Raw genomic sequence first — 24,185 nt, 5'->3', positions numbered from 1 at the left:
CCATGGACGGCACTGTTCTGGTTGCGGATGACGATCGTACGATCCGCACGGTCCTGACACAGGCGCTGACGCGCGCCGGATGCAAGGTGCATGCCACTTCCAGCCTGACCACGCTGATGCGTTGGGTCGCCGAGGGGAAGGGCGATGTGGTGATCACCGACGTGGCAATGCCGGATGGCAACGGTCTGGAGATGTTGCCGAAAATCGCGGCGGACAGACCGGATTTGCCCGTCATCGTGATCTCGGCGCAGAACACCATCATGACGGCGATCAAGGCGGCGGAGGCCCAGGCTTACGACTATCTGCCCAAGCCGTTCGACCTGCCCGATCTGATGAAGCGGACGGCCCGCGCGCTGGAGCGCACCGGTGCGCCGCGCAGAATTCCGTCCGAAGATATCGCGGCGGATCAGGATGATTTGCCGATGGTCGGGCGCACGGCGGTGATGCAATCGCTCTACCGCGTCATCGCACGGGTGATGAACGCGGACCTGCCAGTGCTCATCTGGGGCGAGAGCGGGACCGGGAAATCGCTGATTGCGCGCGCCGTGCACGACCTCTCGGATCGCCGCAGTCTGCCGTTCGTCACCGTGACAGAGGCCGATCTGCGCGACATCGAAGGGCCGTCGCGCGTTCTGGCGCGGGTGCGTGGGGGCACGCTGCTGATCGACGAGATCGGCGATATATCTTCCGAGGTGCAGGGGCGGATCGTTCGGATGATGGACGCCGAAACCGACAACAAGCCCCGTTTTGTCGCCACGTCGCAAACCGATCTGGGCGCGGAAAAAGATGAAGCAAAGCTGCGGCGCGATCTCTATTACCGCCTGTCAGGGGCGACATTGCATGTGCCCGCCCTGCGCGACCGGGTGGAGGACATCCCGCTTCTCGCGGCGCATTTCCTCGAAAAGTCCGAAAGCAGTGCTGTGGGGCCGCGGGTGCTGTCCGACGGCGCATCGAAGGTCTTTACCAACTATCCATGGCCGGGCAATGTGCGCCAGCTTGAACACGCCATGCGTCAGCTTTCGCTGACAAGCCGCGCCGCCGAAATCACCCGCGCAGAAGCTGAACAGATCGTCGGGGGCCAGCCCGGACCGGAACCCGCGCGCCTGACCGGTACGACCGAAAAGCTGGGCGCGAGCGTCGAGCGGCACATCAAGCGGTACTTCGAATTACACGGTAACATGTTGCCTCCACCGGGGCTGTACCAACGGATCTTGCGCGAAGTCGAAAGCCCCCTGATCGAGGTGGCGCTTGCCGCAACATCAGGAAATCAAGCGAAATGTGCCGAGCTTCTCGGAATTAACCGAAATACGCTGCGAAAGAAGATCACCGATCTTGAAATAGAGGTTACACGCGGTCGAAAAATGATGTAAAACTGCCACATAACCGTGGCCATCAGGGGACTCCCCCGATCAGGACCACATAATATGGCGGTAGGTGCCTTGCGCACCATATCAGGTGAGGGCAGTGCGCGTGGCGCCCCGGACACGGACACTCAGTGCAATGGTGACCCGGATGAACCGTTTGCGGCGCCTGAAACGCGTGCGCACGGCGCTTAACTTCGGTCTGGTCGTGCTAGGTCCGGTGCTGGCGTTGGCGACCTATCTGGCGCTTGGTCCGCTTGATCAGGGCAGCACGAACTTCCTGCGTCTGATCCTCCTGATTGACCTGATCTATATTCTCGTCGTCGCCGCCCTGGTTCTTGGAGAAGTGGCACGTCTGATCGCCGCACGCCGTGCAAAATCCGCCGGATCGCGCCTGCACCTGCGTCTGACCGGCGTTTTCGCGCTGATGGCGCTGATCCCGACTGTATCCGTAGCTGTGTTCGCCGTGCTGACAATCAACGTAGGCATCGAAGGCTGGTTCTCCGAAAGGGTGCGCGAAGTTGTTGGCAATTCACTGCTGGCCGCGCAGGCCTATACCGAGGAAGAGCGCGAAGGATTGCGGGCGGATGCGCTGGCGCTCGCGCGCAGCATCGACCGCGCGCGTCTCGCAGGCATCGACCTGTCGGACAGCGAACTATTGGGCGAGGGGCAGCGCCAGATTCAGCGTGGCCTGCGAGAGGCCTACATGATCGACGGTACCGCCGAGATCCGGGCGCGGGGCGACCGGTCCTATCTATTCGATTACGATCCGCCCACGGCGGAAGATATCGCGGCCGCAACCGAGCAATCGGTGCGCATCATCGAGGACTGGGCCAACAACGAATTCCGCGCCCTCGTGCGTCTCGGTTCCTTCGTCGATCGTTTCTTGTACATCAGCCGGGATGTGGACGGCGAGATCCTCAGCCTGCTCGACGAAACCGAAGAAACCATTCGCCTTTACCAACAGCTCGAAAGCGAGCGCGGTCGGATGCTGTTCGAGTTCGGACTGCTGTATCTCGCCTTCGCGGTCATCATCATTCTGGCGGCGGTCTGGCTCGGCCTGTGGTTCGCCGAACGTCTCTCCGGTCCAGTGGGGCGGCTGACCGGTGCGGCGCAGCAGGTCGGCGCCGGTGATCTGGATGTGCAGGTGCGCGAGGATGACGGCGATGACGAAATCGCGATGCTGGGTCGCTATTTCAACCAGATGACGCGGCAACTCAAGGGTCAGCGCAATACACTTCTGGACAATACCCGCCAGATCGAACGGCGCCGGCGCCTGTTCGACTCTGTGCTGTCGTCGGTGACGTCAGGCGTCGTCGGTCTTGATCCCGAAGGCCGCGTAACCTTTGTCAACCGCTCTGCGATGCGCCTTTTGGACTGGGAGGAAGACCAGCAATCGCTGGCGCTCTCGGTGGCGGTGCCCGAATTCGGACCCTTGTTCAACACCATCACGACAGGCCCCGCAGAATCCGCTCAGGAAGAGATCAAGGTCTCGCGCCAAGGCCGGATGGAAAACCTGCTGGTGCGCATGGCGACTCGGCGCACCGACGACGGCCGCCTCGAAGGCTACGTCGTGGCCTTTGATGACGTGACCGATCTGGTCAGCGCCCAGCGGTTGGCCGCCTGGGGTGACGTGGCCCGACGGATCGCGCATGAAATCAAGAACCCGCTCACCCCGATCCAGCTGTCGGCGGAGCGGATCAAGCGAAAGTTCGGCCCGAAATTGGGCGACGACCGCGACAGCCTCGATCAAATGACGGGGGTCATCATCCGGCAGACAGCCGATCTGCGCCGCATCGTCGATGAATTCTCGAAGTTCGCGCGCATGCCCGAACCCGAACGCAAACCCCAGGATCTACGCCAACTGGCCCGCGATGCGGTACTGTTGCAGCAAACCGGTCGCCCCGACATCAAGGTCACCGCCGATCTGCCGGAAGGTCCGGTACCGGCCCTCATCGACGGCACCATGATTTCGCAGGCACTCACAAATCTGATCAAGAACGCAGGCGAAGCGATTGATACGTTGAAAGAAAACGATGCCCCGGCTGATCTGGAACCACGTGTGCATGTGAGCCTGACCGTCACCGACACCACGGCGCAGATCACCATTGCCGACAATGGCACCGGCCTGCCGGAAGACCGCGCGCGCCTGTTCGAACCCTACGTCACGACCCGCAGCGAGGGAACGGGACTGGGCCTGCCGATCGTCAAGAAAATCATCGAGGAACACGGCGGTAGCCTGATCCTTACGGATGCCCCCGTTTTCGACGGGCAAAGCCATTATGGCGCCATGGCGGTAATCAATCTGCCATTGGGCCAAACCTGATACAACCAAGGAGTATTCGAGCATGGGTGACATACTGATCGTGGACGACGAGCGCGACATTCGCGAGCTGATCTCAGATATTCTCCAGGACGAAGGCTTTGCCACCCGTCTTGCCGGCAACTCCGACGACGCGATGCAGGCAGTCAATACGGAACCCCCGGCGCTGATGATCCTCGATATCTGGCTCAAGGACAGCAAGATGGATGGCATCGACATCCTCAAAACCGTAAAGCGCGACAATCCTGACGTGCCGGTCGTGATCATTTCGGGCCATGGCAACGTCGAAATCGCCGTCGCCGCCATCAAACAGGGCGCCTATGATTTCATCGAGAAACCATTCAACATCGATCAGTTGCTTGTCGTGATCCGCCGGGCGATGGAAACGTCCCGCCTGCGCCGCGAGAACCTCAGCCTCAAACGCCGTGACACGGCCAACACGGACATGATCGGCCATTCCGCCGCCTTCCGGACGTTGGTCGGACAACTCGACAAGGTAACCAAATCCAATGGCCGGGTGATGCTCACTGGCCCCGCCGGGGCCGGCAAGGAAGTCGCCGCGCGCTACATCCACGCCCATTCGGCGCGTGCCTCCGCGCCCTTCATCACGATCAACTGTGCAGGCGTAGCACCTGACCGAATGGAAGAAGTGCTCTTTGGCCGTGAAACGGCCGATCGCGGGGTCGAACCGGGCCTGCTGGAACAGGCGCACGGCGGCGTCGTCTATTTCGACGAAGTTGCCGACATGCCGCTCGGCACCCAATCGAAAATTCTGCGTGTTCTGGTCGATCAGCAGTTTACCCGCGTCGGCGGCAACGACAAGGTGCGGGTCGATTTGCGCGTGATCTCCAGCACGAACCGCGATCTCGCCGCAGAGATCCAGGCAGACCGGTTCCGGCAGGAACTCTACCACCGGCTCAATGTGGTGCCGATCGCGGTGCCGTCGCTCGCGGAACGCCGCGAAGACATTCCGCTGCTTGCAGATCACTTCATCGCGGAATTCAACACCATTCAGGGGCTGCCCCGACGCGCAATCTCAGACGACGCCCAGGCTTTAATGCAGACGATGGTCTGGCCCGGAAACGTGCGCCAGCTGAAAAACCTTGTCGAACGCGTCCTCATTCTGGGCGAGGGAACCGATCCGATCGAAGCACGCGAATTGCCCGGCGAAGAAGACCACGGCGACGAGGAGGGACGCGTCGTACTTTCAGGCGCGATGGCAAGCCTGCCCTTGCGCGAAGCCCGCGAAGCGTTCGAGCGTGAATACCTTCTCACACAGATCAACCGCTTCGGTGGCAACATCTCCAGAACGGCCAACTTTGTCGGCATGGAACGCTCGGCCCTGCACCGCAAACTCAAAAGCCTCGGCGTGGTCACATCGGCAAAATCGGGTACCCGCATCGCCCACGTTGACGACGTCTGATCTCATCCGTCCTATTTCTTTTGGCTGAAAATATCCCGGGGTCCGGGGCTGGCCCCGGTCCGGCCTAACCCGCGTTCACAATCTGAAAACTTCCGTCACTGTTGCGGATCACACATGAGCTGTCGGTCAGACGCGGAAGCCGGGTGGTCACGCGCGCGGGGGCCGCTGCGCGCACGGCATCGCTGCATTGAGGGATCGAGACGGGGGCATAGCCGCGCTCGGCCATGCACTGCTGTCCCACGCGCGCCCGCAGGTTTTCGGTTGGGTCGAATGCGACCGTTTCACCGGGGATCCAATAGCCCGCAATAACACGGCATTTGCCGTTCTTGCGGCAGACCTCGCGGCCAGGAATGTATTCGGGCGGCAAACGCCGGATCTGGACCCGTGAGGGTACTTTACGCTCGGCACGCACGTCGCATTCGGTCTGGTCGCGGTTGAGCTGCGCCACGCTGACCCCGGGCTTGTAGTTGGTCTGCAACGGTGCGCAGGCGAAGAGAAGCGGGAAAAGCCATACTAGTCTATACATGCAGCGATAGTGCCAGAACCCCGTGCATCTGACAATTGAATTGACCCCGTCGCGGCCATCTGCCATTTCTGGCCGCGTTCAAACGCACGCGGGGCATAGGTATTCGCCCACGCAGCAGGGGATCCTCCGGTCATGAAAATCATCGTTTGCGGCGCAGGTCAGGTCGGCTGGCAAATCGCGCGTCATCTGTCGGGAGAGCGCAATGACGTGACGGTGGTCGACAGCAATACCGATCTTGTCCGGCGCGCGACCGATACCCTCGACGTGCAGGGGGTCGCCGGATTCGCCAGCTACCCGGACGTGCTCGCGCGCGCGGGGGCGGCCGATGCCGACATGATCATCGCCGCGACCCATTCCGACGAGGTGAACATGGTCACCTGTCAGGTGGCTCATTCGGTTTTTGGCATTAACCGCAAGATCGCGCGCCTGCGCGCGCAATCCTACCTCGACGCGATCTATTCTGATCTTTACCGGCGCGATCATTTGCCGATCGACGTCGTAATCAGCCCCGAACGCGAGGTCGCGGCCGCGGCGCTGCAACGCCTTTCGGCTCCTGCCGCGTTCGATACAGAAATCTTCATGGATGGCCACGCGCAGCTGCTGGGCATCACCCTGGATGCGGAGTGTCCGGTGCTCAACACGCCTTTGCGTCAGTTGACCGATCTGTTCTCGACGCTGCGTGCGGTCGTGGTCGGTGTGCGCCGTGAAGGCAAATTGTTCGCGCCCGAGCCCGAAGACCAGCTTTTCGCTGGTGATGATTGTTATATCTTCGTGCACCGGGACGACATTTCGCGCACGATGGAGATCTTCGGCAAGACCTCGTCAAGTCAGGAACGCATCGTGCTGGTGGGCGGCGGCAATGTCGGTCTGAGTGTCGCCCTGACGCTGGAGCGGCGGGCCAAACGTGTCCGGGCCAAGGTGATCGAGAAGAACCGCACCAGTGCGGAGCGTGCGGCGGAGGCCCTTGAACGCACCATTGTGCTGAACGGCGACGGTCTGGATGCGGCGCTGCTGGCGGAGGCCGGTATCAGCCGTGCCGATGCGATGCTCGCCGTCACCGATGACGACAAGACCAACATGCTCGCCTGCGTGCGCGCCAAGGCCGAGGGTTGCGACTATGTGATTGCGTTGATCAACGATCCGACGCTGATCCCGCTGATGCAGCCTCTGGGCATTGACGCCTACATCAATCCGCGCGCCACAACCGTCAGCTCCATCCTGCGCCACATCCGGCACGGTCGCGTGCGCGCCGTCTATTCGATCGGCGACGCCGAGGCAGAGGTGATCGAGGCGGAGGTGCTGTCGACGTCTCCGATGGCCGGCAAGCTGGTGAGCGAAATCGATTTTCCCGAAGGCGCGTTGATAGGGGCCGTGCGCAAGGGCAAGGAAGTGATCCGCCCCAAGGGCGACACCCGGATCGAGGAAGGCGATGTGATCGCGGCGTTCGTGTTGACGAAAGATGTGGCACAGCTTGAAAAGCTGATGCAGGTCTCGATCGATTTCTTCTGATCTGCCCGCTTCACCCGCAAAGGAGGTCCTTGCGTGCGCCGACAAAGCTACCTTCGCCGTGAAATGCTGCAGTTACCCCTGTTTTTGCTGATGTTCGGTCTGGCGTGCGCGTCGATGTTCGTGCCTGCGGGCTACGCGCTGGTTATCAACGCGCACAGCACGGCACAGGCTTTCTTCTATGCAGGGACGCTGGGCTGCATCATCTTTCTGTTGATTGGCGTGGCCCACGCAGGACGCGCACCGCGCTACGGGACCATGGGCCCGCTGCTCTCGCTTTTTTCGGCCTTTGTGTTTCTGCCGGCGGTTCTTGCCGTTCCGTTTGTCGAAGCCTTGCCGACGACGCGGTTCGCGCACGCCTATTTCGAGATGCTCAGCGCGCTGACAACGACCGGTGCGACGCTCTTTGACGATCCGAACCGATTGGGTAACCCGCTGCATCTTTGGCGTGCACAAGTGGGTTGGATGGGCGGCATGCTGATGTGGGTCGCCGCCGTCGCAATTCTGGCGCCCCTCAATCTGGGCGGTTTCGAAGTCACCGCACAGGCCGAACCGGGCCACAGTGTTCAGGATGCCAATACGACCGCGCCGGTTAGCGCGCGCCAGCGGATCGGACGCGCGGTTCGCACGCTGGTGCCGCTTTATGCGGGCCTGACCCTGTTCTTGTGGCTGTTGCTGATCTTTACAGGTCAGGGCGCACTCGAGGCGCTCGCCCATGCGATGTCGGTGATGGCCACATCTGGCATCTCGGCCACCGGCGGGCTCGATGGCGGCACCGGCGGCATTCTGCCCGAGGTGATTATGGCGGTCTTCATGCTGTTCGCGCTATCTCGTCTGACATTTTCGTCCGATACGGTCACATCGGCGCAGGGTGGATTGCGTACGGACCCCGAGTTTCGCATCGGTGTGGCCATCGTGGTGTCGGTGCCGCTCATTCTGTTCCTGCGCCACTTCCTGGGTGCCTACGACATCCCCGGCGATGCCCCTTTCGCCACTGCCCTGGCGGGGCTGTGGGGGGGGCTTTTTACGGTCATCTCCTTTTTGTCGACAACCGGGTTTGTCTCCGACTATTGGACAGATGCGCAAAGCTGGTCCGGTCTGCGCACACCCGGTTTGATCCTCATGGGGCTGTCTCTCGTCGGTGGCGGTGTCGCCACCACCGCGGGCGGCGTCAAGCTGTTGCGGGTGTTCGCCTTGTACCGCAACGGAGTGCGCGAAATGCAGCAGCTGGTCCATCCGCATTCGGTCAGCGGAGCGGGGGCCGCAGGCCGGCGGCTGCAATCAGGAGGCGCGTTTATCGCGTGGGTGTTTTTCATGCTCTTCGCACTGTCCTTTGCCGCCGTGACGCTTGCGCTGGCACTCGTGGGGGTCAGCTTTGACAACGCGTTGGTTCTTTCCATCGCCACGCTGTCGACGACTGGTCCACTGACCCAGGTCGCTGCCGATGCACCCATCGCGTTGATTGAGTTGAGCCTCGGGGCGAAGGCCATTCTATGCACCGCCATGGTCCTGGGCCGGCTCGAAACGCTAGCCATCATCGCGCTTTTGACGCCCGACCTGTGGCGCGCGTGACACGAGGCCGGCGCGCAATCCGCCAAATGCCCGATTTTGGGGTGGAAACTTCCCAATTCGGCCTCCATAGTCGGGGTTAAGCGGGCCTATGACGGCAAATAGCAAGAATAATTGAAAGAAACGCAAATGGCGTCTGACAGACAGAATCTTCAGGATGCATTCCTGAACCACGTACGCAAAACGAAAGTTCCGGTCACGATTTTTCTGATCAACGGTGTGAAGCTTCAAGGCGTTATCACATGGTTCGACAATTTCTGTGTTCTGCTGCGACGTGACGGACAATCGCAGCTGGTTTACAAGCACGCGATCTCGACGATCATGCCGAGTCAGCCGATCAGCCTGTATGAGGGCGAAGACGCGTCTTGAGTAAGACGCAATTCCAGATTGACGAGTCCGACGGCCCCGCGCAAACGCGCGCATGGGTCCTGCATCCCGATATAAAGACGGATCAGGACCGGCGGGACGCGGTCCCGGCTCTGGCCGAAGCGGTTGCCCTGGCGCAAGCCCTTCCCAATCTCGAAGTAATCGGCGCGGATGTCGTGCCGCTGCGTGCGGTTAGCGCGGGCCATCTGTTCGGCTCCGGCAAGATCGACGAAATCCGCGACATCCTGCATGACAATGAAATCGAGCTGGTGCTTGTCGACGGCCCGGTGACGCCAGTGCAACAGCGCAACCTTGAAAAGGCGTGGAAGATCAAGCTGTTGGACCGCACCGGGCTGATCCTCGAGATATTCTCGGACCGCGCCGCAACGCGGGAAGGGGTTTTGCAGGTCGAGATGGCGGCGTTGAATTATCAGCGCACCCGTCTGGTGCGTGCGTGGACCCACCTTGAGCGTCAGCGCGGCGGATTGGGGTTCGTCGGCGGTCCCGGCGAGACGCAGATCGAAGCGGACCGGCGCGCAATCGACGAACAGCTTGTCCGTCTGCGACGTCAGCTTGACAAGGTCGTCAAGACGCGCGCGTTGCACCGGGCAGCCCGCGCCAAGGTTCCGTTCCCGATCGTCGCGCTCGTCGGCTATACCAACGCGGGTAAATCCACCCTTTTCAATCGGTTGACCGGTGCGGAGGTGATGGCAAAGGACATGTTGTTCGCAACATTGGATCCCACGATGCGGAGCCTCGAGCTGCTTGACGGACCCGAGATCATCCTCAGCGATACGGTGGGCTTTATCTCCGATCTGCCGACGGAACTGGTCGCGGCGTTCCGGGCGACGCTGGAGGAGGTGCTGGCCGCGGACATCATCCTGCACGTGCGCGACATTTCGCACGCGGAGACCGAGGAACAGGCCCGCGATGTGCGCGAAATCCTCACCTCGCTGGGAGTGCCGGCCGAGACACGCAGTTTCGAGATCTGGAACAAGATCGACCTGCTGCCTGAGGATCGTGCCGAGGCGCTACGGACGCGGGCAGACCGGGATGATGCAGTGCTTGTGATCTCTGCGGTGACCGGTGAGGGGCTGGATCACCTGCAGCACGTTGTGGGCGTTGCGCTGCAGGGTGCGCTGCGCGAGGCGGAATTGACACTGGATTTCGCAGACGGGCGCAGGCGCGCGTGGCTCTACGCACAGGAGGTCGTGGTCGATGAGGTGCAGACCGACGACGGCATCGAGCTGGTCGTGCGTTGGTCGGCCGAGCAGGAAGCGGCGTACCAGCGGCTGTAATATTCTTTGGTCGGTGGTCGAAATCGCCGCGTAACAGGTCATATTCTCTGACACGCGATACCACTGCTTACCAACCGCAAGGACCGGAGCCACGCCATGACCATCTTGATCCTCTTTTTCGCGACCTTCGTCTTCTTTCTCGCAGTCGACTTCGTCGCGCTGAGCTATTTCATCAAACCGATTTTCGCTCGCGATATAGGGCCTCTGATGCTGGACGAACTGCGGCTTCTGCCCGCATTCTTTTTCTACGCTTTCCTGGTAGCGGTGGTGATCTGGTTCGTGTCTTGGCCCGCGATGAGCGCCGGGAAAAGCCTTTGGTGGGTGTTCGGCAATGCGGCGCTTCTCGGAGCCGCGGCCTACGGCACCTACGAATTCACCAACTATGCTGTCTTGAAGGACTGGACTGCGACGCTTGTGGTGACAGATCTGTGCTGGGGGACAGTCCTGACCGGTGGATCGGCGGCGTTTGGTGTTCTGGTTGCGCGTTATTTCGCATAGCGCGCGCGGTTACGCAGCCGCACGGGGGCCAGCCCCCGCCGATTGCCTGCGGCAAACGGCTCCCCCGGGATATTTCTGGCCAAAAGAAATGGCGAGTTGAGGATCAGCTACCGGTTGGGGAGGCAAACCGCCAAGCGCCGGGTTGAAGTTGGTTCAGCTGCCAGTTTCCAACAGACAGGCGGATCAGGCGCAGGGTCGGCAGGCCGACATGGGCGGTCATCCGGCGGATTTGACGATTGCGCCCTTCGGTGATCGTGATACGCAGCCAGGCGTCGGGGATGGATTTTCGAAACCGAACGGGTGGGTCGCGCGGCCATAGATCAGCGGGCGGATCGGTAATGTCGGCCTTGGCGGGGCGGGTACGGCCATGCTTGAGCGACACGCCCTTGCGCAGTGCGTCGAGCATTGCGTCCTCCGGCGCTCCTTCGACCTGCACCAGATAGGTTTTTTCCAGTTTGTACTTTGGATTGCTGATGCGGGCCTGAAGCGGTCCGTGATCTGTGAGGACGAGCAGCCCTTCGCTGTCCCGGTCGAGACGTCCGGCGGGGTAGAAGCCTTTTTCGTCGATGAAAGTTGACAGGGTCGGGCGCGGGGTGCCTTCGGTGCCCTTGTCGGTGAACTGCGACAGCACGCCGAACGGTTTGTTGAACAGGATAATGCGGCCCGTCATGGCGTCTGGGGCCGTAGCCATGTGACGCCGACCGCGGCGGCACGTGCCAATTCCTGATCCAGTGACATTGGGATGTACTCTCCGCGCCGCCAGAGCTGTGCAAGATCGTCGTAATGTCGCGACAACGGGTGGCCGGACTGGCCCGTCGAGGTGACGAAAACGGAACTGTCCGGGTCGGCAAAGTCATAGACGCCGCGATATCCCGCGCCGTGCACGTTCTGGAACGGATCGGGGTCGGTTCCCTTGGTCCGGCCGCGCATCAGCGTGTTGTCGCCGCCCGACGTGCTTTGCCGGATGTTCACAAAATACCTCAGCACTGGCACCGCGCCCAGAATCGGGTGGTCGTGGGTCGCCTGGTGGGCGTCGCCCCAGCGCAGGGATTCGAGCGCCGTGCCGTATTTTTCGTCGATCTCGACCAGCGCATCGTCCAGTGCAAGCCGCGCCATGTCGGCACAGCTCTCGACCGGCGCGGACTGGAACACATCGCACCACGCGCTCGCCTCTTCGACATCGCGGAACACCCGTTCGATGAACAGAGGCTCTACGTGGTCGAACTCTTCTGCCAGCGGACCGAGCTCGTCCTGGATGAGGCGGTCCTGAAGGGCGCGCAGCCATGTTGCATAGATCAGCGGCTCCGGCAGGTGTTCGTTCATCTCGCCGGACCATTCCGCAAGCAGCGCCAACGCGCGTTGACGCAGGCGTTCGGGGGTGCCGTCAGGGGCCGCTTCGCCGGTAAACCAGAGCTCCGCGCCGATCAACGGCAGCAGCGAGCGCGCGGTGAAGCTGACCGTGTCGAGCTGTGCTTCGATGAAGCTGTCGCGGGTATGGACCTGGCGTCCCTGCATCAGGCGCGTCCAACGTTGAACGCGCTGGGTGTCCCCCCAGAGGAACGAGACGTGATTGGGGAAGGCGCGGTCGATCATCTTGTTGTTGGTATTCCCTAGAATACCGCCGGGAGGGGCGACAAAGCCCGGGTTGGCTGTGTAGGGGATGGTCCCCTGCCAGCGGTTCGCGGCGATCCAGCCGGGACTGGGCATGCGGCCCTGGCTTTGGTGGGCGGGGTCGCGTTTGGGGGCGGCGCCTATGGTCTTCATGGCAATTGTGTCGCGATCTACCAGCGTCAGATTTTGAGACGGCGCGACAAAAAGCCTGGCGGCTTCGATGCCGTCAGCGACAGTCTTGGCGCGCATCAGCTCGATTGCGGCCTGCATCGTGGTATCGCGCTGGCTTAGCACAGTCCAGGCGAGCGAGGCTACGTGGCCGGGCGGAGTGATCGCGGCGAGATTGTAATGTGTTCCGGGCAGGACGGGGCCATTGTCGGTCCACCGCAGGGTCAGGGTGACCGGATCGCGGTCTTTCACCGTGATGATCGAGGCGCGGGTGCGGAACCGCTTGAACCCGTCGGGCGTGCGATATTCCTCACGGTTGGCAGGGTTCAGCTCTTCGATATAGACATCCTGATCGTCCATATAGGACGATGTGAGCCCCCATCCCAAGTCGGCGGAGCGGCCTGTCAGGACGACAGGAACACCGGGGATCGTCGCACCGATCACGCCGCCGCTTTGTAACTCGAGCCGGGCGAGATACCAGATCGCGGGCGCGGAAAACCCAAGGTGCGGATCATTGGCCAGCAATGTGCCGCCCGAGGCGGACCGTGACGGAGCGGCGGCCCAAGCATTGGATGCACCGGCCAGAGCGGTATTGCGAAACGGAGAGAGCGGATGTGGATCAAGCGGGATATTGGCGGCAAAGCGGGGCGCGGTCGGGAACAGGCTGGCGTACGCGGGCAGAGCGGCCACGCCGGGACCCGGCACATCAGGGAGGATATCGCGCAGCCGCTTGTCATCCGGCAGAGCGAGCGAGACGCGGGCGCGCAGCACTTCGGAATCGAGATGGCCGGAGAGTTGCAACCCCATGAGCTTGACGACAGCGATGCTGTCGGCCGGACGCCAGGGGGCCATCGGCGCGTTGAACAGGAACATTTCGGGCGCACCGCGCCCAAGAGCTTCTGTATTGATCTGGTCCAGACGTGCATTCACACCGGCAGCGTAGGCCGAGAGCGCGCTGCGGGTGGACGCGTCCAGAGCCTCTACCGACGCGACCGACAGCGAGTAGATATCGAACCGGCGCAACAGCTTGTCCACTTCCAGAGTTGCGGCACCGAACACTTCTGACAGCCTGCCCTGTGCTGTGCGTCGCAGGGTCGTCATCTGCCACAGCCTGTCCTGGGCATGGGCGTAGCCCAGACCAAAGAAAACGTCCTCGTCGGATTGCCCGAAAATATGCGGGACGTTGGCGTTGTCGCGCACGATCTCCACGGGCTGCGAAAGGTTCGGAACAGCGATATCGGCGTCGTACTGCGGCAACGAGCGCGAGGCGAGCCAGTAGACAAGGCCAATCGTCACAACGCTCAACACGACAAGGGTGGCGGCGATACGAACCAGCCAGCGGAAAACCAAAGCCATCAGAACCTCTCGAGCGGGGCACCGGAATTGACCCCGCAGGCCACGGTGTTAGGTATGGTTGAGCAGTAGCGCAACATCAAAGCAAGGAAAAGCAAATGGCAAAGCTGGCGTTTTTGGGTCTGGGCGTAATGGGGGCGCCGATGGCGGGCCATCTGCAAAAGGCAGGCCACGATGTGACCGTATACAACCGCACCGCGACGAAGGCAGAAGATTGGGTGCAAACTTATGGCGGTTCCCGTGCGGCGACGCCGCGAAAAGCTGCCGAAGGCGCTGATTTTGTCATGGCTTGTGTTGGTAACGATGATGACCTTCGGTCCGTCTGTCTGGGTGAAGACGGCGCGTTCGGCGGCATGTCGTCGGGAAGCATTTTCGTCGATCATACCACTGTTTCGGCCGCCGTGACGCGCGAGTTGCATGCCGCCGCCGATGACGCGCAAGTCAGCTTTGTCGATGCGCCGATTTCCGGTGGACAGGCGGGAGCCGAGAAGGGCCAGCTGTCGATCATGTGCGGCGGTGACCGGGGCGCGTTCGACCGGGCGCTGCCGGTGATGGAGGTCTATTCGAAGATCTGTCGCCGGATCGGCGACAGCGGTGCGGGCCAGATGACCAAGATGTGCAACCAAATCGCCATCGCGGGCCTCGTACAGGGGTTGTCCGAGGCGCTGCACTTTGCAGAGAAGGCGGGATTGGACGGGCGCGCGGTGGTCGAGGTTATCAGCCAAGGCGCCGCCGGTAGCTGGCAGATGGTGAACCGCTACGAGACAATGCTCGATGATGAGTTCGAACATGGATTTGCCGTGGACTGGATGCGCAAGGATCTGGGCATTTGCCTGGATACAGCGGACGAGACGGGCGCGAGCCTGCCGATCACGGCGCTTGTGGATCAATTCTACAAGGACGTGCAAAAGCTGGGCGGCGGTCGGTGGGACACATCGAGCCTGATCCAGCGCCTGCGCAAGATGGGTTGAAACGTTCATTCAGTACATGAATATATCCGCGCAACTATTTGTTTGCGCGGATATTTCTTAATTCAACCTATCAAGGAATGATGCGGGAATATTTGGTGCCTTCCAGCGTCGCACCAAGACGCAGACCGGCACGGCCGAACACTGCCGCCAGAACAGGCGCGAGCGCGGTGGTGGTTTCCGCATTTACGCTATCGCCCTTGTCCGAAATCACGTATTCCAGATCCGCCCCCGCGGCCCAGCCCGGCGAGCGGCGAAAGTTCATCAGCGCATCGTCAGTCATGAAAAACAGGACATGCGCGTATTGCTGCGCGCCGATTTGCAAGCCGCCGCTCGCCTTGGTCACCGAATAATAATCGACCGATACATCGTTGACGCGCAGAGCGCCCCGTCCGTATGCTCCGCCGACACCAAGGCCCGCCTCGGTCACCAGTGGCATCACCAGCATTCCGTTCGATTTCGCGGCCAGCGTTTGGGTGTTGGGATAAAGCCGGTACATTTCGTTCAGCGTCGCATTCACGCGCGCGTCGATCATGTTCGCGCCGCTGCTGCCGACGCCATTGCCGCATGCCGCCAGAACGCCGGTGCCAGCCAACGCACCGAACGCAAAAGCGCGGCGCGAAAGAGAAGATTTGTCCATGTGATTTGCCTGTCTTGTTGCACTGCATCTCGCGCCGGTATTGTCCGGCTTGCCCGCAACTATAGGCGGAAAGTCGCGGGGTGTCATGGAATTTGGCACCGTGCGCGAAAAAATGCCCGGAAGCCGACCGGTGCGCGCTTCGCGCACAGCGTTTTGGCATTTCGGACAGCGACATAGCCGCTCTGAGGTTGCCCGACTCTGCATGGACTCCAGTTGTCGGTGCACACCAAACCGCGCTTCAAAATTCACCGGTAGGCGACCCTGAACGGTCCGCACAGAACGGTCGGGATCAGCACGGCTGTTCTAGAACCGGGTTTTTATGTACAATGACACACGCAAGAAGACCGCCGTTGGATCATTAATTCCCGGAGCTTCACTATGTCATACACAAAAACTGTCGCGTCACTTTTGCCATTCGCCTGGGGTCTGGCCATCGCTGGATCGCCGGCACTGGCAGAGGTTTATCCCTTTGATTTCCTTAAATGTGGTACGATTGCATGTGCCGATGTCTATCAGGGTGAGGGCGTCGATCACCCGCAACTGGTTGTACACATCTTTCCCAAGGCCGGCGGGCTGAACGGCATAGACTACACCTATATCGCCGACTTCGATCCATCGGGCGACGGTGCGTTTCAGCTTTATCTTGGGAATACACTGATCGAACACCACGGCCCCAATTCGGTGGTCTACCTGCCCGAAGGTTACGCCGAGGCGATATCGCCTTATGGGATCTATCTGTCCGAGGGGTTGGAGCTGGCCTTTACCGCCCCTTACACCGACGATTATGACTGGTGGCCCGGGCAGAACGTCTTGAACGAGATCGTGGCCGAGGGTGTGGACGACATTCCGGAGGCGTTCCACGCCTGGGATGAGCAGAACGGGACCGGCTCTCCTAAGAGCACGGGATCATCTGGCATGTCCGGTCAGGCCGTGGGCGGATCGCTGGCTGACCCCGATCGTCTGTGCGAGATCATGTCGCTTGAAAGTATTTGTACCGATGTCGAAAGACAGAGCTTTGCGGTGGGCGTTCTGACTGCGACCGCAACGCCCGAGACCAAGGCGACCGCGATACGCGCCCGGTTTGCACCCGTTCTGAGCGCGCCACGCGCGATGTCTCTGCGACGGTTGAACCGGACGATCGCTGCGCGCCCGCCGACCGCCGCAAGCGGGCCGCCGGGCGGATCAAATTGCACGAACCTGGGCTTGGTGAGCGAATATGCGTCAGGCGGCTTGCCCGCCTGCTACGAAAAGTGTGATCTGTGTGCCCAGCAAGATATAGAGGATTGGACCTTTGATGTTGGCAAGCTCTGCGGCGCGACCGGGACAGGCACCGCCTTTTTCGCGACATTGCTGTCGGACGGCCTGGCGCTTCCCGGTGCTGTCAGTATTGCCACTGGGGTCGGAGGTGCCTGCGCAGGTTATTTCCTGCACGATCTATCCTCGACGCGGATCATTCGGCGCAAATCCTGTATGGATACTTGCGACTATCTCGACGCGCTTGCCAATGACTGAACGTCAGCCGCGCAGTAGACGTGCGGCGGCGGGGGCGAAATAGGTCAGGATCCCACTGCACCCCGCGCGTTTGAACGCCATCAGGCTTTCCATCATCACCCGCTGCTCGTCGATCATGCCCGTAGCCGCTGCCGCCTTGATCATGCTGTATTCGCCCGACACCTGATAGGCGAAGGTCGGCGCGCCGAACGTGTCTTTGACCCTGCGGCAAATGTCGAGATAAGGGAGCCCCGGCTTGACCATCACCATATCCGCGCCCTCGGCCAGATCGCGCGCGACGAGCCGCAGCGCCTCGTCGCTGTTGGCGGGGTCCATCTGATACGTTTTCTTGTCGCCGGTAAGCGCGCTGGACGCACCCACGGCATCGCGGAAGGGGCCGTAGAACGCGCTTGCGTATTTCGCGGCATAGCTGAGGATCATCACGTTGCGGTGGCCTTGCGCCTCCAACCCGGCGCGGATCGCCCCGATGCGCCCGTCCATCATGTCCGACGGACCGATGATGTCAGCGCCTGCGCGCGCCTGCTCCAGCGCCATTTGAACCAATGCCGCGACCGTTGTATCGTTGACGATCTCGCCATCGACGACAAACCCGTCATGTCCGTTGATGTTGTAGGTATCGAGCGCCACATCTGTCATGACGACCATGTCCGGCACCGCCGCCTTGATCGCGCGGATCGCACGGTTTGTGTGGTTGTCGGGGTCCCACGCGCCCGCGCAATCCTCCGTGCGCTCTTCGATGCCGGTGTAGGGAAACAGGCAGATTGCGCCGATCCCCAGATCGGCGGCCTCCTGCGCGGCTTCCACGATCCTGTCGACAGACCGGCGCATCACACCGGGCATCGACGGTATCTCCTCGACAATTCCGTCACCCCCGCGCACGAAAACCGGCCAGATAAGATCACCGGCCGAGAGCTCGTTTTCGCGCACCAGAGCGCGGACGCCGGCATTTTGGCGAACGCGGCGCAGACGGGTGGCGGGAAAGGGGGCCTGGATCGGGTTCATGGCAAAAAATCCTCACTCGGGGTGCTGTCGACTGGTGCCATGTATTTTCACACGTCTCAAGGGTAGGAATTACCGCGGCGTCCCGCTATGACACGCCAAACAGGATCAAGAGTATCGCTTTGGACTGGTATCAGACTCTTTTCGAAATCATCGACATGCGCTCGTTCTCGAACCTTTGGTTCTGGATCGTTCTCGCGGTCGTCTGGTCCACGACCAGCCACTATGTGCTCGGCGTGCCCTTTGACATGGTGCTGCGCGCCCGCCGCCACGGCGGCCAGTCCGAGACCGATCTCGAAGATCTGGTGCGGATCAACACCAACCGCATTCTGTTCATCGCCCAGATGTCGGGCCTGTGGATTTCGGGGTTCGCGTGTTTTTTCCTGACGATGCTGATTTTGCTCGGGTTCTGGTACGGCAATGAGTTCTCGCAGGCGCTGGTCCTGCTGGCGATACCGCTGTCACTGGTTGGCCTGCTCAGCATTTCGACCGCGCGCCTCATTCAGGAAGAGGACGCAAAGGGCGAGCTGTTGCGCAAACGTCTGACACGGCACAGACTCTATACGCAGATCATCGGCATGGTGGCGATTTTCGTGACAGCCCTGTGGGGAATGTACCAGAACCTCAGCGTCGGACCGTTAGGCGGTTGACACAGGACGGCGGCGCGCCACATGACGCGGGCATGAAACAGTCCTCTCATATCGTGATGTCCGGCGCCCCTGAGGGGTTTGATGCCAAGCTGCTGCTGGCGGAGATCGAAAAATCTGCCGGTCCCGTGCTGCATGTCGCCCGCGACGACAAGCGGATGGAGGCGATGCGTGTGGCGTTGCGGTTCTTCGCGCCCGACATGCCCGTCGTCGTTTTCCCCAGCTGGGATTGCCTGCCCTATGACCGGGTGTCGCCAAACGCCGATATCTCGGCGCAGCGGATGGCGACGCTCGCGGCGCTTGTCCATACAATGCCGAAGCGGTTCGTGCTGCTGACAACGATGGGTGCGGCCACACAGCGCATTCCGGCGCGCGGGACCCTGCGCGACGCAGCGTTCAGCGCGCGGGTCGGTGACCGGATCGACGAAAAGGGGCTGCGCGCGTTCCTCGTGCGGATGGGGTTCTCGCAAAGCCCCACGGTTATGGAGCCGGGTGACTACGCCGTGCGCGGCGGCATCATCGACATCTACCCGCCCGGCGATCTGGGGCCGGTACGGCTTGATCTGTTCGGCGATGTTCTGGATGGTGCGCGGCGGTTTGATCCTGCGACCCAGCGCACCACCGAAAAACTTGAGGTGATCGAGCTTGCCCCGGTCAGCGAAGTGATCCTTGAAGACGCGGCGATCACACGGTTTCGCCAGAACTACCGTATCGAATTCGGTGCCGCAGGTACGGACGATCCGCTGTACGAGGCGATCAGCGCGGGTCGCAAGCATCAGGGCGCCGAGCACTGGCTGGCATTCTTTCACGCAAATCTCGAAACCATATTCGATTATCTGCCCGATGGAACGATCATGCTGGACGATGCGCTGACCCCGATGCGGCTGGCGCGGTGGGATAGCGTGGCCGACCAATACGAGACGCGCAAGATCGCGATGTCGAACCGGTCGAAAATGGACAGCGTGTACAAACCGGCCCCGGCGCGGGGCCTGTACCTTGACGACACCGCGTGGGAGGACGCCATCGAGGGCAGGCGTGTGATCGACCTGCGCGCGCTGCCGCAACCGACCGGACCAAGCGTTCTGGACGCGCAGGGCCGCATCGGGCGCAACTTTTCACCGGAGAGACAGCAGGAATCACTGAGCCTTTTCGGTGCATTGGCAGATCACGTTAAACGAAAACTTGAAGTCGGTCCGGTTGTCATAGCAAGCTATTCCAAAGGCGCCCGTGAGCGGTTGACAGGTCTGATTGAGGACGAAGGACTGGCCGAGGCGATCCCGATACCCAACGCCACCCGCATCGGCAGGCGCGGCCTCCACATGGCCGTCTGGGGATTGGAGCACGGTTTCGAGACGCCGGATCTTACCGTGATCTCAGAACAGGACGTCCTTGGCGACCGGTTGATCCGGAGACCCAAACGCAAGCGACGGGCCGAGAATTTCCTCAGCGAAGTTCAAAGCCTGACTCCAGGTGATCTGGTGGTGCATGTGGACCACGGTATCGGGCGGTATCGTGGTATGGAGGTGGTCACGGCCCTTGGTGCCGCGCATGAATGTCTGGTTCTCGAATACGCCGAGGCGGCAAAGCTGTATCTACCGGTCGAGAACATCGAACTGCTGAGCAAATACGGCCACGAGGAAGGGTTGCTCGACAAGTTGGGCGGCGGAGCTTGGCAGTCGAAGAAAGCCAAGCTCAAGGAGCGCATCCGCGAAATGGCGGACAGGCTGATCCGGATCGCGGCGGAACGTGCGCTGCGCCGCGCGCCGGTGCTGGAGCCGCCGCCGGGTATGTGGGACGCGTTTTCCGCCCGCTTTCCCTATCAGGAAACGGATGACCAATTGCGCGCCATCGGCGACGTGATCGACGATCTGACGTCCGGAAACCCGATGGACCGACTGATCTGTGGCGACGTCGGTTTCGGCAAAACAGAAGTCGCAATGCGCGCGGCGTTCGTCGCGGCAATGTCGGGCGTGCAGGTCGCGGTGATCGCGCCTACGACATTGCTCGCAAGACAGCACTACAAGAGCTTTGCCGAACGCTTTCGCGGCTTTCCTATCGAGGTGCGTCAGCTAAGCCGGTTCGTATCACAGAAAGACGCCAACCTGACGCGGGACGGGATCACCAAGGGCACTGTGGATATTGTTATCGGCACCCACGCATTGCTCGCGAAGTCCATCAAGTTCAAGAACCTTGGCCTGCTGGTGATCGACGAAGAGCAGCATTTCGGGGTCAGCCACAAGGAACGTCTCAAGGCGATGCGGACGGACATACACGTCCTGACCCTCACCGCGACACCGATCCCGCGCACCTTGCAGCTGTCTTTGACCGGGGTGCGCGATCTGTCGATTATCGGCACGCCGCCGGTCGACCGGCTGGCGATCCGGACCTATATCTCTGAATTCGACGCGATCACCATCCGCGAGGCACTGCTGCGAGAACATTATCGCGGCGGTCAGTCTTTTTATGTCGTGCCGCGTATCAGCGACCTGCCAGAGATCGAAGCCTTTCTGAAGGACCAGTTGCCGGAATTGAGCTATGTCGTGGCGAATGGGCAGATGGCGGCGGGCGAGCTGGACGACCGCATGAACGCCTTTTACGACGGCAAATTCGATATCTTGCTGGCGACCACGATTGTTGAATCCGGTCTTGATATCCCGACGGCCAATACGATGATCGTACACCGGGCCGACATGTTCGGCCTTGCGCAACTCTACCAGATCCGGGGCCGTGTGGGCCGGTCGAAAACCCGCGCCTACGCTTATCTGACCACAAAACCGCGCGCCCGGCTGACGCCGCTTGCCGAAAAACGTCTGCGCGTTCTGGGAAGTCTCGACACACTGGGGGCGGGATTTACGCTGGCCAGTCAGGATCTCGATATTCGCGGCGCGGGCAATCTGCTGGGCGAAGAGCAGTCCGGACAGATGCGCGATGTCGGTTTTGAATTGTACCAGTCCATGCTGGAAGAAGCGATCGCCAAAATCAGGTCCGGGGAATTGGAAGGGGTGGTCGATGACGATGGCCAATGGGCGCCGCAGATCAACCTGGGCGTGCCGGTGCTGATCCCCGAAGATTTCGTACCGGATCTGGATGTCCGTCTGGGCCTTTATCGTCGCCTGTCCGAGCTGACCACCAAGGTCGAGCTTGAAGGGTTTGCCGCCGAGTTGATCGACCGTTTCGGAACCCTGCCGCGCGAGGTGAACACCTTGATGCTGGTGATCCGGATCAAGGCGATGTGCAAGCGCGCTGGCATAGCCAAGCTGGACGCCGGACCAAAAGGCGCCACGATCCAGTTCCACAACGACAAATTCGCCTCGCCCGAAGGGCTGGTCAAGTTCATCGAGGACCAGCGCGGGTTGGCCAAGGTCAAGGACAACAAGATCGTCGTGCGCCGCGATTGGAAAACGGATGCGGACAAGATCAAGGGCGCTTTCGCCATTGCGCGCGACCTTGCGGAACAGGTGATCGCCAAGGAAAAGGCCGCCCGGAAAGCGAAAGCCTAAGCTGTGGCGGCCTCCATGCGGCGGGCCGCCCGCGCCATCATCAGCGTGCCGATGAAGCCACCGAGTGCCAGCACGAGTGCAGCAAGGAAGAGGCCGCGCACGTCACTGCCGATCAGCGTGCCGACCCCTGCGGATATCATCGCCGCGCCGACGGTGGCCACTGCGCCTACTACAGACGCCGCCATGCCGGCAATATGGCCCATCGGCTCCATTGCGACGGCGTTGAGATTGCCGAGGGTCAGACCGGCCTGAAAGAAAATGCAGGTCTGCCAGATCAGGAAGAACATGAACCCGTTCGCGCCCTCACCCAGATCAAAGAGGCCGAACAGCCCCGACAATACAATTTGCGCGCCCAAGGCAAACCCCACGAGCCGGACCATCCCGAACCGCACCACAAGCAGCGCGTTGAGCAGATTGGCCACACCGGCAATCAACGCAATCACGAAGAACCAGTAGGGAAACTCGTCGCCCCGCGCATACACCAGATCATAGATCGGCTGCACCAGCATCAACGTCAGGAACAGCATCGACATCGTCAAAGTCTGGACGAAGATTGAAAGGCGGACGACCGGATGCATCATCATTTCCGACATCGCACCGCCCATGAGCCGCAACCGCAGGGGGCGGCGGTTCTGTACCGGAAGGGTTTCGGGCAATCGCACCGCCATCCATGTCGTGAACGTAATGGCAAATACCATGAATGCCACGAAGATGCCGCGCCAGCCGGTCTGTGCGATGATTACGACACCCAATATGGGGGCTACCGCCGGCACCAGCGTAAAGATCACCATGACGATCGACGCGATCTTTGCCATTTGGCGCCCCGAAAAACGATCCCGGATCACTGCCATGGCCACGATCCTCGGGCCGGCGGCCCCCAATCCTTGCACCAAGCGTGCCGCCAGCATCACTTCTAGCGAAAGACTGATCCACGCGACGGCTGCCGCGAGGATATATAGGACGGCACCGGCGAAGATGACCGGTTTGCGACCGAACGCGTCCGACAAAGGACCGGTAAAAAACGTCCCGATGCCCATGCCAAGCAGAAAGGTGCTTAGGATAAGCGGTACCTTTTCGGGCGCATCGGGCGAAAGTTCAAGTGCGATGTCCGGCAGGGCAGGCAGCATCGCGTCTATGGAGAACGCGATAGATGCAAACATCATTGCTATGAGCGCCACGAATTCGGTACGGCTCATGCGGAACGTGTCAGGGGCGAGGGCCAAAAAATCTCCGATTCAGGCGGGAAGGCCGGTGATCATACCGAACTTGAATGTGTTACTCCGCCCTCCGAGCCGCGACAATATCAAAGGTCAATTTCATTGACGGATCAAAACCCTACCGCAAGCCGCTGCATCTGCTGCGGCACGCGATTAAGCGGTTCGCGCGCGCCGATGATCCGCCCCCGTGGAATATAGACGACCTGGGCGACATCTTCGAGATGATCGAATTGCCCGGTCCAGTCATCGCCCATCGCAAAGACCGAAACGTTGTAATTGACGATATCGGTGTATTTCTGGTCATGGTCCTGCTCTGCGATCACGCGGTCGACAAAGCGACAGCTTTCCAGCAACAGGCGACGCTGCGCGTAGGGCATGACAGAGGGTACGCCCATTTCCGCGTTATAGGCATCGGTCGAGCAACCGACGATCAGCTCCGTGCCCATCGTCGACAGCCGGTGCAACAATCGCACATGGCCCTGATGGAACAGATCGAACGCACCATAGGTCAGTACCACGCGTGCGGGCATAGGAGTAAGCATCAGACACACCTTTCGTTGTCAAACGATGCCTGTCGCGGCCGGGGCGCATCAACGCACGAAATGCGGTAAACCCGCGAAGTCAGCGCACCCGTGCAACCACGTAGCGCCTGCATTTCGCAAAAATGTGAATGAAACGCGCCTGCCGCGCGCAAAACACC

18 protein-coding genes and 1 pseudogene are annotated in these 24,185 nt (G+C 61.2%); 12 read left to right on the top strand and 7 right to left on the bottom strand.

The annotated features are described in order from the left end of the window. Window positions 1-2 precede the first annotated feature (2 nt). From Q1A06_RS04735 to Q1A06_RS04725, 3 genes are all read left to right on the top strand, one after another. A complete protein-coding gene (locus tag Q1A06_RS04735) occupies window positions 3-1,370 on the top strand; it encodes a sigma-54 dependent transcriptional regulator (protein WP_299559298.1) in 1,368 nt (455 codons plus the stop codon). Window positions 1,371-1,512: 142 nt separating this feature from the next. Beyond that, complete coding sequence (locus tag Q1A06_RS04730) at window positions 1,513-3,687, top strand: PAS domain-containing sensor histidine kinase (RefSeq protein WP_366523494.1); 2,175 nt, start codon at window positions 1,513-1,515, stop codon at window positions 3,685-3,687. A 22-nt stretch (window positions 3,688-3,709) separates the two neighbouring features. After that, a complete protein-coding gene (locus tag Q1A06_RS04725) occupies window positions 3,710-5,107 on the top strand; it encodes a sigma-54 dependent transcriptional regulator (RefSeq protein WP_299559293.1) in 1,398 nt (465 codons plus the stop codon). Between the two features lie 64 nt (window positions 5,108-5,171). Here Q1A06_RS04725 and Q1A06_RS04720 read toward each other — a convergent pair whose 3' ends face one another. Next, complete coding sequence (locus tag Q1A06_RS04720) at window positions 5,172-5,633, bottom strand: hypothetical protein (RefSeq protein WP_299559290.1); 462 nt, start codon at window positions 5,631-5,633, stop codon at window positions 5,172-5,174. Between the two features lie 132 nt (window positions 5,634-5,765). On the opposite strand from Q1A06_RS04720, the gene trkA reads away from it, so the two are divergent. The 5 genes from trkA to Q1A06_RS04695 all read left to right on the top strand — a co-directional run bounded on the left by trkA (window position 5,766) and on the right by Q1A06_RS04695 (window position 10,870). Further along, the gene (gene trkA / locus Q1A06_RS04715; RefSeq protein ID WP_299559287.1) at window positions 5,766-7,142 is read left to right on the top strand and encodes a Trk system potassium transporter TrkA; all 1,377 of its coding nucleotides are present in this window, start codon (window positions 5,766-5,768) and stop codon (window positions 7,140-7,142) included. A gap of 63 nt (window positions 7,143-7,205) precedes the next feature. Beyond that, window positions 7,206-8,711 (top strand): potassium transporter TrkG, encoded by a 1,506-nt coding sequence (locus Q1A06_RS04710; protein WP_299560507.1) that lies wholly within the window; start codon window positions 7,206-7,208, stop codon window positions 8,709-8,711. A gap of 126 nt (window positions 8,712-8,837) precedes the next feature. Next, window positions 8,838-9,077 carry an RNA chaperone Hfq gene (gene hfq / locus Q1A06_RS04705; RefSeq protein WP_007119530.1) on the top strand — a complete coding sequence of 80 codons (240 nt, stop codon included), beginning with the start codon at window positions 8,838-8,840 and terminating at the stop codon, window positions 9,075-9,077. After that, on the top strand, window positions 9,074-10,372 hold the full coding sequence (gene hflX / locus Q1A06_RS04700; protein WP_299559282.1) for a GTPase HflX: 1,299 nt from the start codon (window positions 9,074-9,076) through the stop codon (window positions 10,370-10,372). Before hfq ends, hflX begins: the two co-directional genes overlap by 4 nt. Window positions 10,373-10,468: 96 nt before the next feature. Beyond that, window positions 10,469-10,870 carry a DUF2177 family protein gene (locus Q1A06_RS04695; protein ID WP_299559278.1) on the top strand — a complete coding sequence of 134 codons (402 nt, stop codon included), beginning with the start codon at window positions 10,469-10,471 and terminating at the stop codon, window positions 10,868-10,870. A gap of 103 nt (window positions 10,871-10,973) precedes the next feature. Here the strand turns inward: Q1A06_RS04695 and Q1A06_RS04690 are convergent, their stop codons facing one another. Next, a complete protein-coding gene (locus tag Q1A06_RS04690) occupies window positions 10,974-11,561 on the bottom strand; it encodes a pseudouridine synthase (RefSeq protein WP_299559273.1) in 588 nt (195 codons plus the stop codon). Continuing rightward, complete coding sequence (locus Q1A06_RS04685; protein ID WP_299559270.1) at window positions 11,537-14,005, bottom strand: penicillin acylase family protein; 2,469 nt, start codon at window positions 14,003-14,005, stop codon at window positions 11,537-11,539. Before Q1A06_RS04685 ends, Q1A06_RS04690 begins: the two co-directional genes overlap by 25 nt. Before the next feature lie 77 nt (window positions 14,006-14,082). On the opposite strand from Q1A06_RS04685, the pseudogene Q1A06_RS04680 reads away from it, so the two are divergent. Next, a pseudogene (locus Q1A06_RS04680) lies at window positions 14,083-14,973 on the top strand (NAD(P)-dependent oxidoreductase); the annotation flags it as partial. 70 nt (window positions 14,974-15,043) lie between these two features. On the opposite strand, the gene Q1A06_RS04675 reads toward Q1A06_RS04680, so the two are convergent. Then, entirely contained in the window at window positions 15,044-15,610 is a 567-nt protein-coding gene (locus Q1A06_RS04675; protein ID WP_299559267.1) for a YSC84-related protein, read from the bottom strand. 378 nt (window positions 15,611-15,988) lie between these two features. Here Q1A06_RS04675 and Q1A06_RS04670 point away from each other — a divergent pair, with 378 nt between their 5' ends. Next, window positions 15,989-17,122 carry a hypothetical protein gene (locus Q1A06_RS04670; protein ID WP_299559264.1) on the top strand — a complete coding sequence of 378 codons (1,134 nt, stop codon included), beginning with the start codon at window positions 15,989-15,991 and terminating at the stop codon, window positions 17,120-17,122. Window positions 17,123-17,125: 3 nt separating this feature from the next. Here the strand turns inward: Q1A06_RS04670 and hemB are convergent, their stop codons facing one another. Next, on the bottom strand, window positions 17,126-18,124 hold the full coding sequence (gene hemB, locus Q1A06_RS04665; RefSeq protein WP_299559261.1) for a porphobilinogen synthase: 999 nt from the start codon (window positions 18,122-18,124) through the stop codon (window positions 17,126-17,128). Between the two features lie 119 nt (window positions 18,125-18,243). Between hemB and Q1A06_RS04660 the strand changes: the two genes are divergently transcribed. Beyond that, window positions 18,244-18,771 carry a component of SufBCD complex gene (locus Q1A06_RS04660; protein WP_299559258.1) on the top strand — a complete coding sequence of 176 codons (528 nt, stop codon included), beginning with the start codon at window positions 18,244-18,246 and terminating at the stop codon, window positions 18,769-18,771. 32 nt (window positions 18,772-18,803) lie between these two features. Further along, the gene (gene mfd / locus Q1A06_RS04655; protein ID WP_299559255.1) at window positions 18,804-22,268 is read left to right on the top strand and encodes a transcription-repair coupling factor; all 3,465 of its coding nucleotides are present in this window, start codon (window positions 18,804-18,806) and stop codon (window positions 22,266-22,268) included. On the opposite strand, the gene Q1A06_RS04650 is transcribed toward mfd, so the two are convergent. Both Q1A06_RS04650 and Q1A06_RS04645 read right to left on the bottom strand, forming a co-directional pair. Further along, window positions 22,265-23,464 carry an MFS transporter gene (locus tag Q1A06_RS04650; RefSeq protein ID WP_299559252.1) on the bottom strand — a complete coding sequence of 400 codons (1,200 nt, stop codon included), beginning with the start codon at window positions 23,462-23,464 and terminating at the stop codon, window positions 22,265-22,267. The genes mfd and Q1A06_RS04650 overlap by 4 nt on opposite strands. Before the next feature lie 131 nt (window positions 23,465-23,595). Then, entirely contained in the window at window positions 23,596-24,027 is a 432-nt protein-coding gene (locus tag Q1A06_RS04645; RefSeq protein ID WP_299559250.1) for an adenylyltransferase/cytidyltransferase family protein, read from the bottom strand. Window positions 24,028-24,185: the final 158 nt, after the last annotated feature.

This window comes from uncultured Sulfitobacter sp. (assembly GCF_947497275.1).
Classification (GTDB): domain Bacteria; phylum Pseudomonadota; class Alphaproteobacteria; order Rhodobacterales; family Rhodobacteraceae; genus Sulfitobacter.
Note: the sequence above shows the minus strand (reverse complement) of the source record. Positions and strands in the feature narration are given on the sequence as shown.